This is a genomic window from Pseudomonas sp. S1(2024), from assembly GCF_046557535.1.
In genome coordinates, this window is record NZ_JBKGFP010000034.1 from 17,655 (window position 1) to 30,487 (window position 12,833).

General features: G+C 63.9%; 13 protein-coding genes. 9 read left to right on the plus strand and 4 right to left on the minus strand.

Features of this window, described 5'->3' with window-relative positions:
• Positions 1 to 160: 160 nt before the first annotated feature.
• Together ACLCGK_RS09995 and rpmE are read right to left on the minus strand one after the other, a co-directional pair.
• Positions 161 to 982, minus strand: a complete 822-nt coding sequence (locus ACLCGK_RS09995) for a thermonuclease family protein (protein ID WP_410951915.1) — start codon at positions 980 to 982, stop codon at positions 161 to 163.
• A 2-nt stretch (positions 983 to 984) separates the two neighbouring features.
• Positions 985 to 1,200, minus strand: coding sequence for a 50S ribosomal protein L31 (rpmE, locus tag ACLCGK_RS10000; protein WP_003257833.1), 216 nt, complete (start codon positions 1,198 to 1,200; stop codon positions 985 to 987).
• A gap of 167 nt (positions 1,201 to 1,367) precedes the next feature.
• Here rpmE and ACLCGK_RS10005 point away from each other — a divergent pair, with 167 nt between their 5' ends.
• From ACLCGK_RS10005 to ACLCGK_RS10015, 3 genes are all read left to right on the plus strand, one after another.
• Positions 1,368 to 3,587 carry a primosomal protein N' gene (locus ACLCGK_RS10005; protein WP_039612529.1) on the plus strand — a complete coding sequence of 740 codons (2,220 nt, stop codon included), beginning with the start codon at positions 1,368 to 1,370 and terminating at the stop codon, positions 3,585 to 3,587.
• 218 nt (positions 3,588 to 3,805) lie between these two features.
• The gene (gene argS, locus ACLCGK_RS10010) at positions 3,806 to 5,542 is read left to right on the plus strand and encodes an arginine--tRNA ligase (protein ID WP_410951916.1); all 1,737 of its coding nucleotides are present in this window, start codon (positions 3,806 to 3,808) and stop codon (positions 5,540 to 5,542) included.
• A gap of 1 nt (position 5,543) precedes the next feature.
• Positions 5,544 to 6,242, plus strand: coding sequence for an SPOR domain-containing protein (locus ACLCGK_RS10015; RefSeq protein ID WP_003257831.1), 699 nt, complete (start codon positions 5,544 to 5,546; stop codon positions 6,240 to 6,242).
• Between the two features lie 146 nt (positions 6,243 to 6,388).
• Here the strand turns inward: ACLCGK_RS10015 and ACLCGK_RS10020 are convergent, their stop codons facing one another.
• Positions 6,389 to 6,808 (minus strand): NINE protein, encoded by a 420-nt coding sequence (locus ACLCGK_RS10020; RefSeq protein ID WP_013974614.1) that lies wholly within the window; start codon positions 6,806 to 6,808, stop codon positions 6,389 to 6,391.
• A gap of 166 nt (positions 6,809 to 6,974) precedes the next feature.
• On the opposite strand from ACLCGK_RS10020, the gene ACLCGK_RS10025 reads away from it, so the two are divergent.
• Positions 6,975 to 7,610 (plus strand): C40 family peptidase, encoded by a 636-nt coding sequence (locus ACLCGK_RS10025; protein ID WP_013974615.1) that lies wholly within the window; start codon positions 6,975 to 6,977, stop codon positions 7,608 to 7,610.
• A gap of 127 nt (positions 7,611 to 7,737) precedes the next feature.
• Here the strand turns inward: ACLCGK_RS10025 and ACLCGK_RS10030 are convergent, their stop codons facing one another.
• Positions 7,738 to 8,736: a type IV pilus twitching motility protein PilT gene (locus tag ACLCGK_RS10030; protein WP_410951917.1), complete on the minus strand. Its 999-nt coding sequence runs from the start codon at positions 8,734 to 8,736 to the stop codon at positions 7,738 to 7,740.
• Positions 8,737 to 8,801: 65 nt separating this feature from the next.
• Between ACLCGK_RS10030 and ACLCGK_RS10035 the strand changes: the two genes are divergently transcribed.
• The 5 genes from ACLCGK_RS10035 (at position 8,802) to metW (ending at position 12,813) form a co-directional block, all read left to right on the plus strand.
• Complete coding sequence (locus ACLCGK_RS10035) at positions 8,802 to 9,488, plus strand: YggS family pyridoxal phosphate-dependent enzyme (protein ID WP_410951918.1); 687 nt, start codon at positions 8,802 to 8,804, stop codon at positions 9,486 to 9,488.
• Positions 9,489 to 9,526: 38 nt separating this feature from the next.
• Positions 9,527 to 10,345, plus strand: a complete 819-nt coding sequence (gene proC / locus ACLCGK_RS10040; protein ID WP_039612533.1) for a pyrroline-5-carboxylate reductase — start codon at positions 9,527 to 9,529, stop codon at positions 10,343 to 10,345.
• A 10-nt stretch (positions 10,346 to 10,355) separates the two neighbouring features.
• Positions 10,356 to 10,946: a YggT family protein gene (locus tag ACLCGK_RS10045; RefSeq protein ID WP_013974619.1), complete on the plus strand. Its 591-nt coding sequence runs from the start codon at positions 10,356 to 10,358 to the stop codon at positions 10,944 to 10,946.
• 99 nt (positions 10,947 to 11,045) lie between these two features.
• Complete coding sequence (locus ACLCGK_RS10050) at positions 11,046 to 12,185, plus strand: homoserine O-succinyltransferase MetX (RefSeq protein WP_013974620.1); 1,140 nt, start codon at positions 11,046 to 11,048, stop codon at positions 12,183 to 12,185.
• A gap of 7 nt (positions 12,186 to 12,192) precedes the next feature.
• A complete protein-coding gene (gene metW / locus ACLCGK_RS10055) occupies positions 12,193 to 12,813 on the plus strand; it encodes a methionine biosynthesis protein MetW (protein WP_015272149.1) in 621 nt (206 codons plus the stop codon).
• The last annotated feature ends 20 nt before the right edge of the window (positions 12,814 to 12,833 follow it).

Consider the following 12,833-nt stretch of genomic DNA (forward strand, 5'->3'; position numbering starts at 1 on the left):
TTACTGTTCTGACGGACCGCCGAGGATACGCAAAGAGCCGGGGAGCCACAAGACTGGTCGGTCACTTGTGTCAAGGCCTTTAGCCTACGACTTTACGCTATAACCCACGGGGCATACGCCTAACAGTGTGTACAATCCAATAGCGAAATGTCTACATCTTTTAGCCTGAAATGCGCTCCAACATGCTCGGATCGGTCAACGGCATCATCCAGCGTCGCTGCCCGGGCTTGAGGCCGCCCTTGCGGGAACGATCCAGCACCCAGCCACGCGCCTCGACCTGGCGTCCCTTGAGGTTATCGAAGAAGCTGGCGGGGAAGTTGCGTTGTAGACGAGCGGGAACCTGCAGCACCACCGCACCGTCCAGGTTCAGCCAGACCCCGCCACGGTTGCGCTCCACGCCTTCGATGCGGCCCGCAATGACCGCGAAACCCGACTGCCGGACATCCCCTGCACGCACCACCGGCGAACGACGCCACAGCCCGGAGCCAGCCTTGCGCGCAGCCTGCTCGGCAAGCTGCTGGCAAGCGCTGAGGCGCACATTGGGGGCAACCGCGACGCGATAGCCCAAGCCCTCGCTGAGCAGCTGTGCTTCGATATTGTCGCCATTGCGGTCGTAGATATGCGCCAGCGTGCGACCGTATTTGTCCTTGGACTCGACGCCCGGCTCCAGCCCGACACGCCCATCGCTGGCCTTGACCAAGGCCTGCAAACGCTGCCTGGCGGCCTCGGCATAGGGCTCGCTGGTGCGCCCGTTACGGCCGATTTCCGGGGCATTGATGCCGATCAATCGCACGCTGCGGCCATCGACCAGGCGCAAGGTATCGCCATCGACCACCTGGCGCACCGCCACCTCCTGAGGGCTGCCTGGTAACGGGCAGAACGCCAGGGCCGGGAAATGCCAGATGACGCCCATAAAAAAGGCGCCCACAAGGGGCGCCTTTTTTTGCAGCAATGCGAAACCCGAGGGGTTCGCCATGCGCATGATTACTTCTTGGTACCGAACATACCGAAGCGATCGGCGAACTTCTGTACGCGACCACCGGTGTCCAGGACTTTCTGCTTACCGGTGTAGAACGGGTGGCACAGGTTGCAAACGTCGATCGCCAGGGTGCTGCCCAGGGTCGAACGGGTTTCAAACTTGTTGCCGCAGCTGCAGGTGACTGCAACTACTTCGTAGTTCGGATGAATATCTGCTTTCATGGTCACTTCCTCGAGCTGCGTGCCGCCACCCAACACCAATTGTTGAATACCGCACGTAATTAGGCGGCGAATAATACCAGAGCATCACGCCAACGCAAGTTGTCGCTTGCACCGACCGTCGTCTGCTAGGCTCGCCAGTCTTTGAAACGCCCTCCGAGACTTTCCGCGTGTCCGACGTCATCCTGCGCCTTGCCCTGCCCTCCCCGCTGCGTCGCCTGTTCGACTACAAGGCGCCGGCAAGCATGGCGCGCCAGGCCTTGACTCCGGGCATGCGCATTCGCGTGCCATTCGGCCGCCGCGAAATGATCGGGGTGCTGGTGGAGGTGTGCGAGCAAAGCGAAGTGCCCGCCGACAAGCTCAAGCCGGCCAGCGCCCTGCTCGACCCGGTATCACCGATCCCGCCGTCGCTGTTCAAGTTGTGCTTGTGGACCGCCCAGTACTACCAGCACAGTCTGGGGGACACGCTGAGCTGGGCCTTGCCGACCCTGCTGCGCCAGGGCGAACCTGCCGAAATGCGCCAGGAGCGCTTCTGGCACGTCGCCCCCGGCGCCCGCCTGGAAGACCCGCGCATCGCCCGCGCTCCGCGCCAGCGCGATGCCCTCAAGACCCTGGCCCAGCACCCGCATGGCGTGGCCCACAGCCTGCTGGCCAAGCTCAATCTGAACAAGGACAGCCTGGACCTGCTGCTGGCCAAGGACCTGGTGCAGATCGAGGTCCGCCGCCATCTGCCGGCACTGCGCCACGAACACTGGCTGGCACAGCCGGAACTACCGCTCAACGAAGAGCAACGCGATGCATTCGACGCCGTGCGCGAAGGCTTTGGCGGCTTTGGCGCCTTCCTGCTGGCCGGTGTCACCGGCAGCGGCAAGACCGAGGTGTACCTGCAACTGATCCGCGAAACACTGGAAGCCGGCAAGCAGGCCCTGGTGCTGATCCCGGAGATCAACCTCGGCCCGCAGACCCTGGCCCGCTTCGAGCAGCGCTTCAACGCCCGCATCGCCCTGCTGCATTCGGCGGTGAACGACCGCGAACGCCTGGATGCCTGGCTGGCAGCCCGGGACGGCGAGGCCGACATCATCATCGGCACCCGCTCGGCACTGTTCACGCCGATGAAGAACCCCGGCCTGATCATCATCGACGAGGAGCACGACGGCTCCTATAAACAGCAGGAAGGCCTGCGCTACCACGCCCGCGACCTGGCTCTGGTGCGCGCCCACCAGGAAAACGTCCCGATCCTGCTCGGTTCCGCCACGCCATCGCTGGAAACCCTGCACAACGCCCTGACCGGTCGCTACCGCCTGCTGCGCATGAACCAGCGCGCCGGCGGTGCCCGCCCGCCACGCATGCTGCGCCTGGATGTGAAGAGCCTGCCGCTGGACAGCGGTATCAGCGGCCCACTGCAGCAGGCCATCCGCCAAACCCTGGAGGCAGGCCAGCAAGTGCTGGTATTTCTCAATCGCCGCGGTTTCGCCCCGACCTTGCTGTGCCACGATTGTGGCTGGCTGTCCGAATGCCCGCGCTGCGATGCACGCATGACCGTGCACCAACGCTCCGGCGTGCTGCGCTGCCACCATTGCGGCTATGACGAGCGCCTGCCGCAGCAGTGCCCGCAGTGCAACCATGTTGACCTGCGCCCGGTCGGCGCCGGCACCGAGCGCGCCGAGGAGCGCCTGAAAGTGCTGTTCCCGGATTACCCGATCTTGCGTGTGGACCGCGACAGCACCGCGCGCAAGGACGCCATGCACAACCTGTTCAGCACCATCCAGCGCGGCCAGCCGAGCATCCTCGTCGGCACCCAGATGCTCGCCAAGGGCCATCACTTCCCGCGGGTGACCCTGGTGGCCATCCTCGATGCCGATGGCGGGCTGTTCTCCGGCGACTTCCGTGCCAGCGAACGCATGGCACAGTTGATCGTGCAGGTCGCCGGGCGGGCCGGGCGGGCCGAAGAGCCCGGCAAGGTCATCATCCAGACCCACCTGGCCGACCATCCACTGCTGGTGCAGCTTACCGAGCAGGGCTACTTCGCCTTTGCCGAGCAGGCCCTGGACGAACGCCGCGCCGCCGGGCTGCCACCTTACTCGCACCTGGCGCTGCTACGCGCCGAAGCGCACAAGCCCGGGCAGGCCGAAGGTTTCCTCGACGAGGCCTGCGCCGCCGCCGAGCGCCTGGTGGCCGAACAGCGCCTGCCCGGCATCGAGCTGCTGGGGCCGGTGCCAGCACCGATGGAGCGCCGCGCCGGGCGCTTCCGCGCACAACTGTTGATACAGGCCAATACGCGGGCGCCTTTGCATCGACTGATCAGCGCCTGGTTGCTAGTGTTGGAGCAGATGCCGAGCGGGCGCCAGGTGCGGTGGTCGCTGGATGTCGACCCGGTAGACCTGTACTGAATCGACCGGCCTCATAGCCGGCAAGCCAGCTCCCACAGGTTGCGCGCACTCTTCTGTGGGAACTGGCTTGCCGGCGATGAGGCCCTCGAACACAACATGGAACCCTTGATGGTTGCACCCCAAAGGTTGGCAACCCGCCCCCAGCCACGGATAATGCCCAGTTTTTCCACCTGCGCATCCAAGCGCTCCACCGCGCTTGCGGTCGAAAAGAGATCCCCATGAAAGACACCATTCGCCAGCTGATCCAGCAAGCCCTCACCCAACTCGTCACCGACGGTGTGCTGCCTGAAGGGCTGTCGCCGGCGATCCAGGTGGAAAACACCCGGGACAAGACCCACGGCGACTTCGCCAGCAACATCGCCATGATGCTGGCCAAGCCAGCCGGCATGAAGCCGCGCGACCTGGCCGAGAAACTGATCAATGCCCTGCCGGCCAGCGCCGACATCAGCAAGGTCGAGATCGCCGGCCCCGGCTTCCTCAACTTTTTCCAGAACACCGACGCCCTGGCCAACCGCCTGGATGCCGCACTGGCCGACGCCCACTTGGGCGCGCGCAAGGCCGGCCCTGCGCAAAAGGTTGTGATCGACATGTCGGCACCCAACCTGGCCAAGGAGATGCACGTCGGCCACCTGCGTTCGACCATCATCGGTGACAGCGTGGCGCGCGTGCTGGAGTTCCTCGGCGATGACGTGATCCGCCAGAACCACGTGGGCGACTGGGGCACCCAGTTCGGCATGCTGCTGGCCTACCTGGAAGAAAACCCGATCACCAGCGACGAGCTGTCGGACCTGGAAAACTTCTACCGCGCCGCCAAGAAGCGCTTCGACGAATCCGAAGAGTTCGCCACCCGTGCCCGTGGCCTGGTGGTCAAGCTGCAGGCCGGCGACCCGGACTGCATGGCCCTGTGGACGCGCTTCAAGGACATCTCGCTGTCGCACTGCCAGAAGACCTACGAGCTGCTCAACGTCAAGCTGACCATGGCCGACGTGATGGGTGAAAGCGCCTACAACGACGACCTGGCCAACGTGGTCGCCGACCTCAAGGCCAAGGGGCTGCTGGTCGAAGACCAGGGCGCCCAGTGCGTGTTCCTCGACGAGTTCAAGAACAGCGAAGGCGAGCCACTGCCGGTGATCGTGCAGAAGGCCGACGGCGGCTACCTGTACGCCACCACCGACCTGGCCGCCGTGCGCTACCGCAGCAACGTGCTCAAGGCGGACCGCGCCCTGTACTTCGTCGACCAGCGCCAGGCCCTGCACTTCAACCAGGTGTTCGAAGTTGCACGCCGCGCAGGCTTCGTGGGCCACCCGATGCAGATGGAGCACATGGGCTTCGGCACCATGAACGGTGCCGATGGCCGCCCGTTCAAGACCCGTGACGGCGGTACCGTGAAGCTGATCGACCTGCTCACCGAGGCCAAGGAACGCGCCTACGCGCTGGTCAAGGAAAAGAACCCGAGCCTGGCCGACGAAGAACTGCGCCACATCGGTGAAGTGGTTGGCATCGGCGCTGTGAAGTACGCCGACCTGTCCAAGCACCGCACCAGCGACTACAGCTTCAACTTCGAGCTGATGCTCAACTTCGAAGGCAACACCGCGCCTTACCTGCTGTACGCCTACACCCGCGTGGCCGGCGTATTCCGCAAACTGGGCAAAGGCTTCGATGAAGTCGATGGCAACATTGTGCTGCAGGCTGCCCACGAGCAGGACCTGGCCGCGCGCCTGGCGCAGTTTGGCGAAATCCTCAACAACGTCGCCGACAAGGGCACGCCGCACGTGCTGTGCAGCTACCTGTACGACCTGGCCGGCCTGTTCTCCAGCTTCTACGAGAACTGCCCGATTCTTGCCGCCGAAACCCCGCAGCAGCAGCAGAGCCGCCTGCGCCTGGCGGCCCTGACCGGCCGCACCCTCAAGCAAGGTCTGGAACTGCTCGGCCTGGAAACCCTGGAGCGCATGTAAGTTGGCTGCCAAGAAAAAACCTGCACCCAAACGCGGCGCCAGCCGCCAGACGGCGCCGGCCAAGCAGCCGATTCCCGGTTGGGTATGGCTGGCGGTCGGCCTGACCGTAGGCGCGTTCATTGTGTTCCTGATGAAGCTCGAGCCTGGTGGCGAAGACATCAAGCGCACCAAGCCGGAGCAGCAGAAAGCGGACAAGGTGGCCGAAGCCGGCAAGTCGGCGCAGCCCACTCCGCAGCAGCCTGTGAAGCCGAAGTACGACTTCTACACGCTGCTGCCGGAGTCCGAGGTGATCGTGCCGCCGGAGGCCGTGCCAGAGAAGACGCCTCCCGTCCCGGCCCAGCCGGTGACCCCGGTGACGCCAGCCGAAGCGGCAAAGATCGACACGGCGCGAGCCCAGGCAGCATTGATGGGCCAGACACCGCCACCAGCACCGCCAGTCATCAAGCCGGCGGCGACCACCCAGTTCTTCCTGCAGGCCGGCTCGTTCCGCAAGCAGGCCGATGCCGACAAGGTGCGCGCGCAGATCATCCTGCTGGGGCAGTCGGTAAAGGTAGAGTCGGGCACGGTCAAGGACGAAACCTGGTACCGCGTGCTAGTGGGCCCGTTCAGCAACCGCGAGCAGCTGACCGGGGCGCAGAAGCAGTTGGCCGGGGCAGGTTTCAGCAACCTGCTGCTGCAACAGCGGCAGACCCGTCAGTAACCTGCATTCGGGGGGCGCTTTGCGCCCCTATCGCGACACAAGGCCGCTCCTACAATGTGCGGGTAAACCTGAAAGTCGGGTTTACGCGACCCCTGTAGGAGCGGCCTTGTGTCGCGATAGGGCTGCAAAGCAGCCCCCATGTGAACTCAACCCCGCCCCGCATTCCGCTCGGAAACCTGGCTGTTCAGCGTCCAGAAGTCATACAGCACCCCCACCAGAAACAGCCCGCCGGTAAAGAAGTAGATGATCGCGGTGATCCACTTGCCCTGATACAGCCGGTGCAGACCAAACACCCCGAGGAAGGTCAGCAGGATCCAGGCGATGTTGTAGTCAATGCGCCCGGACTGGAACCGGAGGTCGGCTTCACGGTCCATGGACGGGATCAGGAACAGGTCGATCAACCAGCCGATGCCCAGCAGGCCTAGGGTGAAGAACCAGATGGTGCCGGTTACGGGCTTGCCGTAATAGAAACGATGCGACCCGGTAAAGCCGAAAATCCATAGCAGGTAGCCAATGGTCTTGCTGTGGGTGTCGTGAAACGGCGCCCCCTGTTGATAACTGTTCATTCATAGCCCCCGTGGGTTATCCGAAAATTTTCTAAGAAAAAATGTGACTTTCTCGTCGCAGGCCGACGTACGGCACCTGGACAATCGACCAACGGATCAAAGATTGATCAAAAAGCTGTTATAAAGTTGCGCGCCCAACACATAACTATTCATAAGAGCTTCATCTATGCCGCCTTTACTCAAGACATGGCTGACCCTCTGCCTATTATTGCCCCTGGCCGCCCACGCCACCAATCGTGAGCAACGTCTTCCCAATGGTTTTACCGGCTACACCACCAATGCCTCGGTAAAACATGCACCGGTCAAGCAGACCGCAATGCGCACCCGTCCAAGCAATGCCGCCAACAGCCGCGGCGTGCCCGGTGTGCCGGTCGCTGCCATGTCGCCGAAGCAGAGCAGCGATGTGCTCAGCCGTGCGGTGAATGTGCTGGGCACCCCTTATGTCTGGGGCGGCAGCAGCCCGAAGAAAGGCTTCGACTGCAGCGGGCTGGTCAAATACGCCTTCAACGACGTCGCCGACGTCGACCTGCCGCGCACCTCCAATGCCATGGCTCAGGGCCACGGCGTCAAGGTGGCCAAGGGTGACCTGAAGCCAGGCGACCTGATCTTCTTCAACATCAAGAGCCGTCGGGTGAACCACGTTGCCATCTACCTGGGCAACGACCGCTTCATCCATGCTCCACGCCGTGGCAAGCGGGTAAGCATCGACACCCTGAGCAAGCCTTACTGGCAGAAGCATTACGTGGTGGCCAAGCGAGTGCTGCCGAAAGAACAGCAGCAACTGAGCCTGGCCAAGCGCTGATCTGATCGGCGCTCTCCTGTATCGGCCTCTTCGCGGGCACGCCCGCTCCCACAGGTACACCACAGCATTCGAAGGCTGTGTTATCCATGTGGGAGCGGGTTTACCCGCGAAAGGGCCAGCACAGGCACTATAGATCGCTGATCAGCCCCCTCTCCTTCAACCCTCGCATCGCCCCTTCCATCGTCCGCATCCCGTCCGCACCACCCGCCTGCATCACCGAACATAACTGCGCCATCCGCCCTTCCCGAACCAGGTTACGCACCGCTGGCGTCACCACCAGCACTTCCCGCGCAGCAACCCGCCCTCCGCCCGCGCGCCTGACCAGCACCTGCGCTACCACCAGGCGCAACGACTCGGCCAGCATCGCCCGCACCAACGGCTTCTCTTCGGCAGCGAACACCTCCACCAACCGGTCAACACTGCTCACCGCCGAACGGGTATGCACGGTCGCCAGCACCAGGTGCCCAGTCTCAGCCGCACGCAAGGCCAGGCGAATGGTTTCCAGGTCGCGCAGCTCACCGATCATGATCACATCCGGGTCCTGGCGCAGGGCACTGCGCAGCCCCTGGGCGAACCCACCGCAATGGCGGCCGACCTCACGCTGGTTGACCAGGCTGCGCTGGCTGCTGTGGATAACTTCGACAGGGTCCTCAAGGGTGATGATATGCAGAGCACGATCGCGGTTCAGCTGGTCGAGCAGTGCCGCCAAGGTGCTGGACTTGCCACTGCCGGTCGGCCCACCGACGAGGATCAAGCCATCTCGGCACTGCGCAACAGCTTGAAACACATCGCCCAGGTCGAGTTCGTCGAGCGTGGCGATATGCCCCGGGATCAGGCGAAAGGTGGCCGCAGGGCCGTGCAACTGGCGAAACAGATTCAGCCGAAAGCGCCCTAGCGCCGGCAATTCCAGCGCCAGGTCCAGCTCATCACCCTGGGCCCACTGTCGACGCTGGTCTTCATCCAGCATGGGTGCCATGCCCTCGGTCAAGGTCGCCGGGCCCAAGGTCGGCAGGGCCATGCGCTGCAGCTCGCCATCCAGGCGCAACATCGGTAACTGGCCCGCCGCCAGGTGCAGGTCGGAAGCCCCCGCATCCACGGCCCGGGCCAACAGGTCGGTCACATCCATGAGACTCCCCAAAGGCCTTCAAGTAGGTAGAATGCCGCAAACCCTCCAGCAGCCGGCATCAGTCCATGTCCACCCTAGCAGACAACCTTTCCGCTATTTCCGCCCGTATCGCCAGCGCTGCCCAGGCTGCCGGGCGTGATCCGGCCAGCGTCCAGTTGCTGGCCGTGAGCAAGACCAAGCCAGCCAGCGCCATCCGCGAAATCCACGCCGCCGGCGTATGCGATTTCGGGGAAAACTACCTACAGGAAGCGCTGACAAAGCAGCAGGCACTCGGCGACCTGCCCTTGATCTGGCACTTCATCGGCCCCATCCAGTCGAACAAGACCAAAGCCATCGCCGAGCATTTCGACTGGGTACATTCCGTGGACCGCCTGAAAATCGCCCAACGCCTCTCGGAGCAGCGCCCGGCCGGTCTGCCACCACTGAACATCTGCCTGCAGGTGAACGTCAGCGGCGAAGACAGCAAATCCGGCTGCACCCCTGCCGACCTGCCGGCCCTGGCCAAAGCGGTAGCCGCACTGCCCAACCTGCGCCTGCGCGGGCTGATGGCCATTCCCGAACCCACTGATGACCGCGCCGCCCAGGAAGCCGCCTTCGCCACCCTGCGCCAGTTGCAGGAAGGCCTTGGCCTTGGTCTGGACACCCTGTCCATGGGCATGAGCCACGATCTGGAAGCGGCCATTGCACAGGGTGCGACCTGGGTGCGTATCGGTACCGCCCTGTTCGGTGCCCGCGATTACGGGCAGTCCTGATTCCATGCTTTACTCACTCTTTCCTACAAGGACCTGACATGAGCAAGACTCGTATTGCCTTTATCGGCGCCGGCAACATGGCCGCCAGCCTGATCGGTGGTCTGCGTGCCCAGGGCCTGGACGCCTCGCAGATCCGCGCCAGCGACCCGGGCGCCGAGACCCGCAGCCGCATCCAGGCCGAGCACGGCATCGAAACCTTCGAGAACAACGCCCAGGCCATCGATGGTGCCGACGTCATCGTGCTGGCGGTCAAGCCGCAGGTCATGAAAGCCGTATGCCAGGCCCTGCAACCGAACCTGCAGGAAGGCCAGCTGATCGTTTCCATTGCCGCCGGCATCACCTGCGCCAGCCTGCAAAGCTGGGTCGGCGCTCGCCCGGTGGTTCGCTGCATGCCCAACACGCCGGCACTGCTGCGCCAGGGCGTCAGCGGCCTGTACGCCACCGCGGAAGTATCCAGCGAACAACGCCAGCAGGCCGAGCAACTGCTGTCGGCCGTGGGCACCGCCCTGTGGCTGGAGCAGGAGCAGCAACTGGACGCCGTGACGGCAGTCTCCGGCAGCGGCCCGGCGTACTTCTTCCTGCTGATCGAAGCCATGACCGCGGCAGGCGAAAAGCTTGGCCTGCCACGTGAAACTGCCTCCCAGCTGACCCTGCAGACAGCCTTGGGCGCCGCACGCATGGCGGTTGCCAGCGATGTCGATGCTGCCGAACTGCGCCGCCGAGTCACCTCGCCTGCAGGCACTACCGAAGCAGCGATCAAGTCGTTCCAGGCCAGCGGCTTCGAAGCCATCGTCGAACAGGCGCTGCAGGCTGCGGCTACACGTTCCGCCGAGCTGGCCGAACAACTGGGCAAATAAGGAGCTTCAGATGAATGCACTGTCCGGCGCCGCGATCTTCGTGGTGCAAACCCTGGTCAGCCTGTACCTGGTGATCGTCCTGCTGCGCTTTGTCCTGCAGCTGGTCAAGGCCAACTTCTACAACCCGCTGTGCCAGTTCGCCGTGCGCGCCACACAGCCGCTGCTCAAGCCGATTCGCCGAGTCATCCCCAGCGTTGGTGGGCTGGATACCTCGTCGCTGCTGTTGTCGGTGGTCATCCAGGCGCTGCTGATGGCTTTCGTGCTGATGGTCACCTACGGGACCTTCGGTGACATCCTGCACCTGCTGATGTGGGCCATCATCGGTATCACCTCGCTGTTCCTGAAGATTTTCTGGGTCGCGATGATCGTCATGGTGATCGTGTCCTGGGTTGCTCCCAACAGCCACAACCCGGCGGCTGAGCTGGCCTACCAGATCAGTGAACCGGTGCTGGCACCGTTCCGCCGCATCGTGCCCAACCTGGGCGGCATGGACATCTCGCCGATCTTCGCCTTCCTCGCGATCCAGGTAATCCAGTCGTTCGTCATGCCGCCGCTGGCCGCCTACGCCGGCATGCCACAAGAGCTGTGGCGGATGATCTGAGCCCCAGCTGACTCTGGTTGCTTCCAGCGACAAGCCTCTGCTTGCCGCTGGGGGTAGCGCTCTTTAGACTTACGCCTCCGTCAAGCGTGAGCAGGGTCGATGTCCACTGTCTTTCCCGAAGATTCCGTCGGTCTGGTAGTACCGCAAACCGCCCGGTTCGATGAGCCGCTGGCCCTGGCCTGCGGCCGCTCCCTGGCCAGTTACGAACTGGTCTACGAGACCTATGGCACCCTGAACGCCAGCGCAAGCAACGCCGTGCTGATCTGCCATGCCCTCTCCGGCCACCACCATGCCGCTGGCTACCATGCCGCCACCGACCGCAAGCCGGGCTGGTGGGACAGCTGTATCGGCCCTGGCAAGCCGATCGACACCAACCGCTTCTTCGTGGTCAGCCTGAACAACCTGGGCGGCTGCAACGGCAGCACCGGCCCCAGCAGCATCAACCCGGCCACCGGCAAGCCCTACGGCGCCGACTTCCCGGTGCTGACCGTGGAAGACTGGGTGCACAGCCAGGTGCGCCTGGCCGAGCGCCTGGGCATCCAGCAGTGGGCCGCCGTGGTCGGTGGCAGCCTGGGTGGCATGCAGGCGCTGCAGTGGACCATCAGCTACCCCGAGCGTGTGCGCCATTGCGTCGACATCGCCTCGGCTCCCAAGCTGTCGGCACAGAACATCGCTTTCAATGAAGTGGCACGCCAGGCCATCCTCACCGACCCCGAATTCCACGGCGGTTCGTTCCAGGACCAGGGCGTGATCCCCAAGCGTGGCCTGATGCTGGCGCGCATGGTCGGCCACATCACCTACCTGTCGGATGACTCGATGGGTGAAAAATTCGGCCGCGAGCTGAAGAGCGACAAGCTCAACTACGACTTCCACAGCGTCGAATTCCAGGTCGAGAGCTACCTGCGCTACCAGGGCGAGGAGTTTTCCGGGCGCTTCGACGCCAACACCTACCTGCTGATGACCAAGGCGCTGGACTACTTCGACCCCGCCGCCGCCCAGGGCGGCGACCTGGCAGCCACCCTGGCCCACGTCAAGGCGGATTACTGCATCATGTCGTTCACCACCGACTGGCGCTTCTCCCCGGCCCGTTCGCGCGAGATCGTCGACGCCCTGATGGCCGCGCGCAAGAATGTCTGCTACCTGGAGATCGACTCGCCTTACGGGCACGATGCCTTCCTGATCCCCACGCCTCGCTACATGCAGGGTTTCTCGAACTACATGAACCGCATTGCCATCTGAGGACAGCATGAGAGCCGATCTGGAAATCATCCACGACTGGATCCCCGCAGGCAGCCGGGTACTCGACCTGGGCTGCGGCAGCGGCGAACTGCTGGCCTCGCTGCGCGACCGCAAGCAGGTCACCGGCTATGGCCTGGAGATCGACGCCGACAACATCGCGGCCTGTGTGGCCAAGGGCGTCAACGTCATCGAGCAGGACCTGGACAAGGGCCTGGGCAACTTCGCCAGCAACAGTTTCGACGTGGTGATCATGACCCAGGCCCTGCAGGCCGTGGAGTACCCCGACCGCATCCTCGACGAGATGCTGCGCGTGGGCCGCCAGTGCATCATCACCTTCCCCAACTTCGGCCACTGGCGTTGCCGCTGGTACCTGGCGACCAAAGGCCGCATGCCGGTTTCGGACTTCATGCCGTACACCTGGTACAACACGCCGAACATCCACTTCTGCACCTTTGCCGACTTCGAAGAGCTGTGCCACGAGCGCCGCGCCAAGGTGCTAGACCGCCTGGCGGTCGACCACTTGCACCGCAACGGGTGGGGTGGCCGGCTTTGGCCTAATCTTCTAGGTGAGATCGGCATCTATCGTGTCAGCAGCCCGGGCCTGCAAGAACATCAGCTCGCGGTCTGACGCCCACCGGAGGAATCACC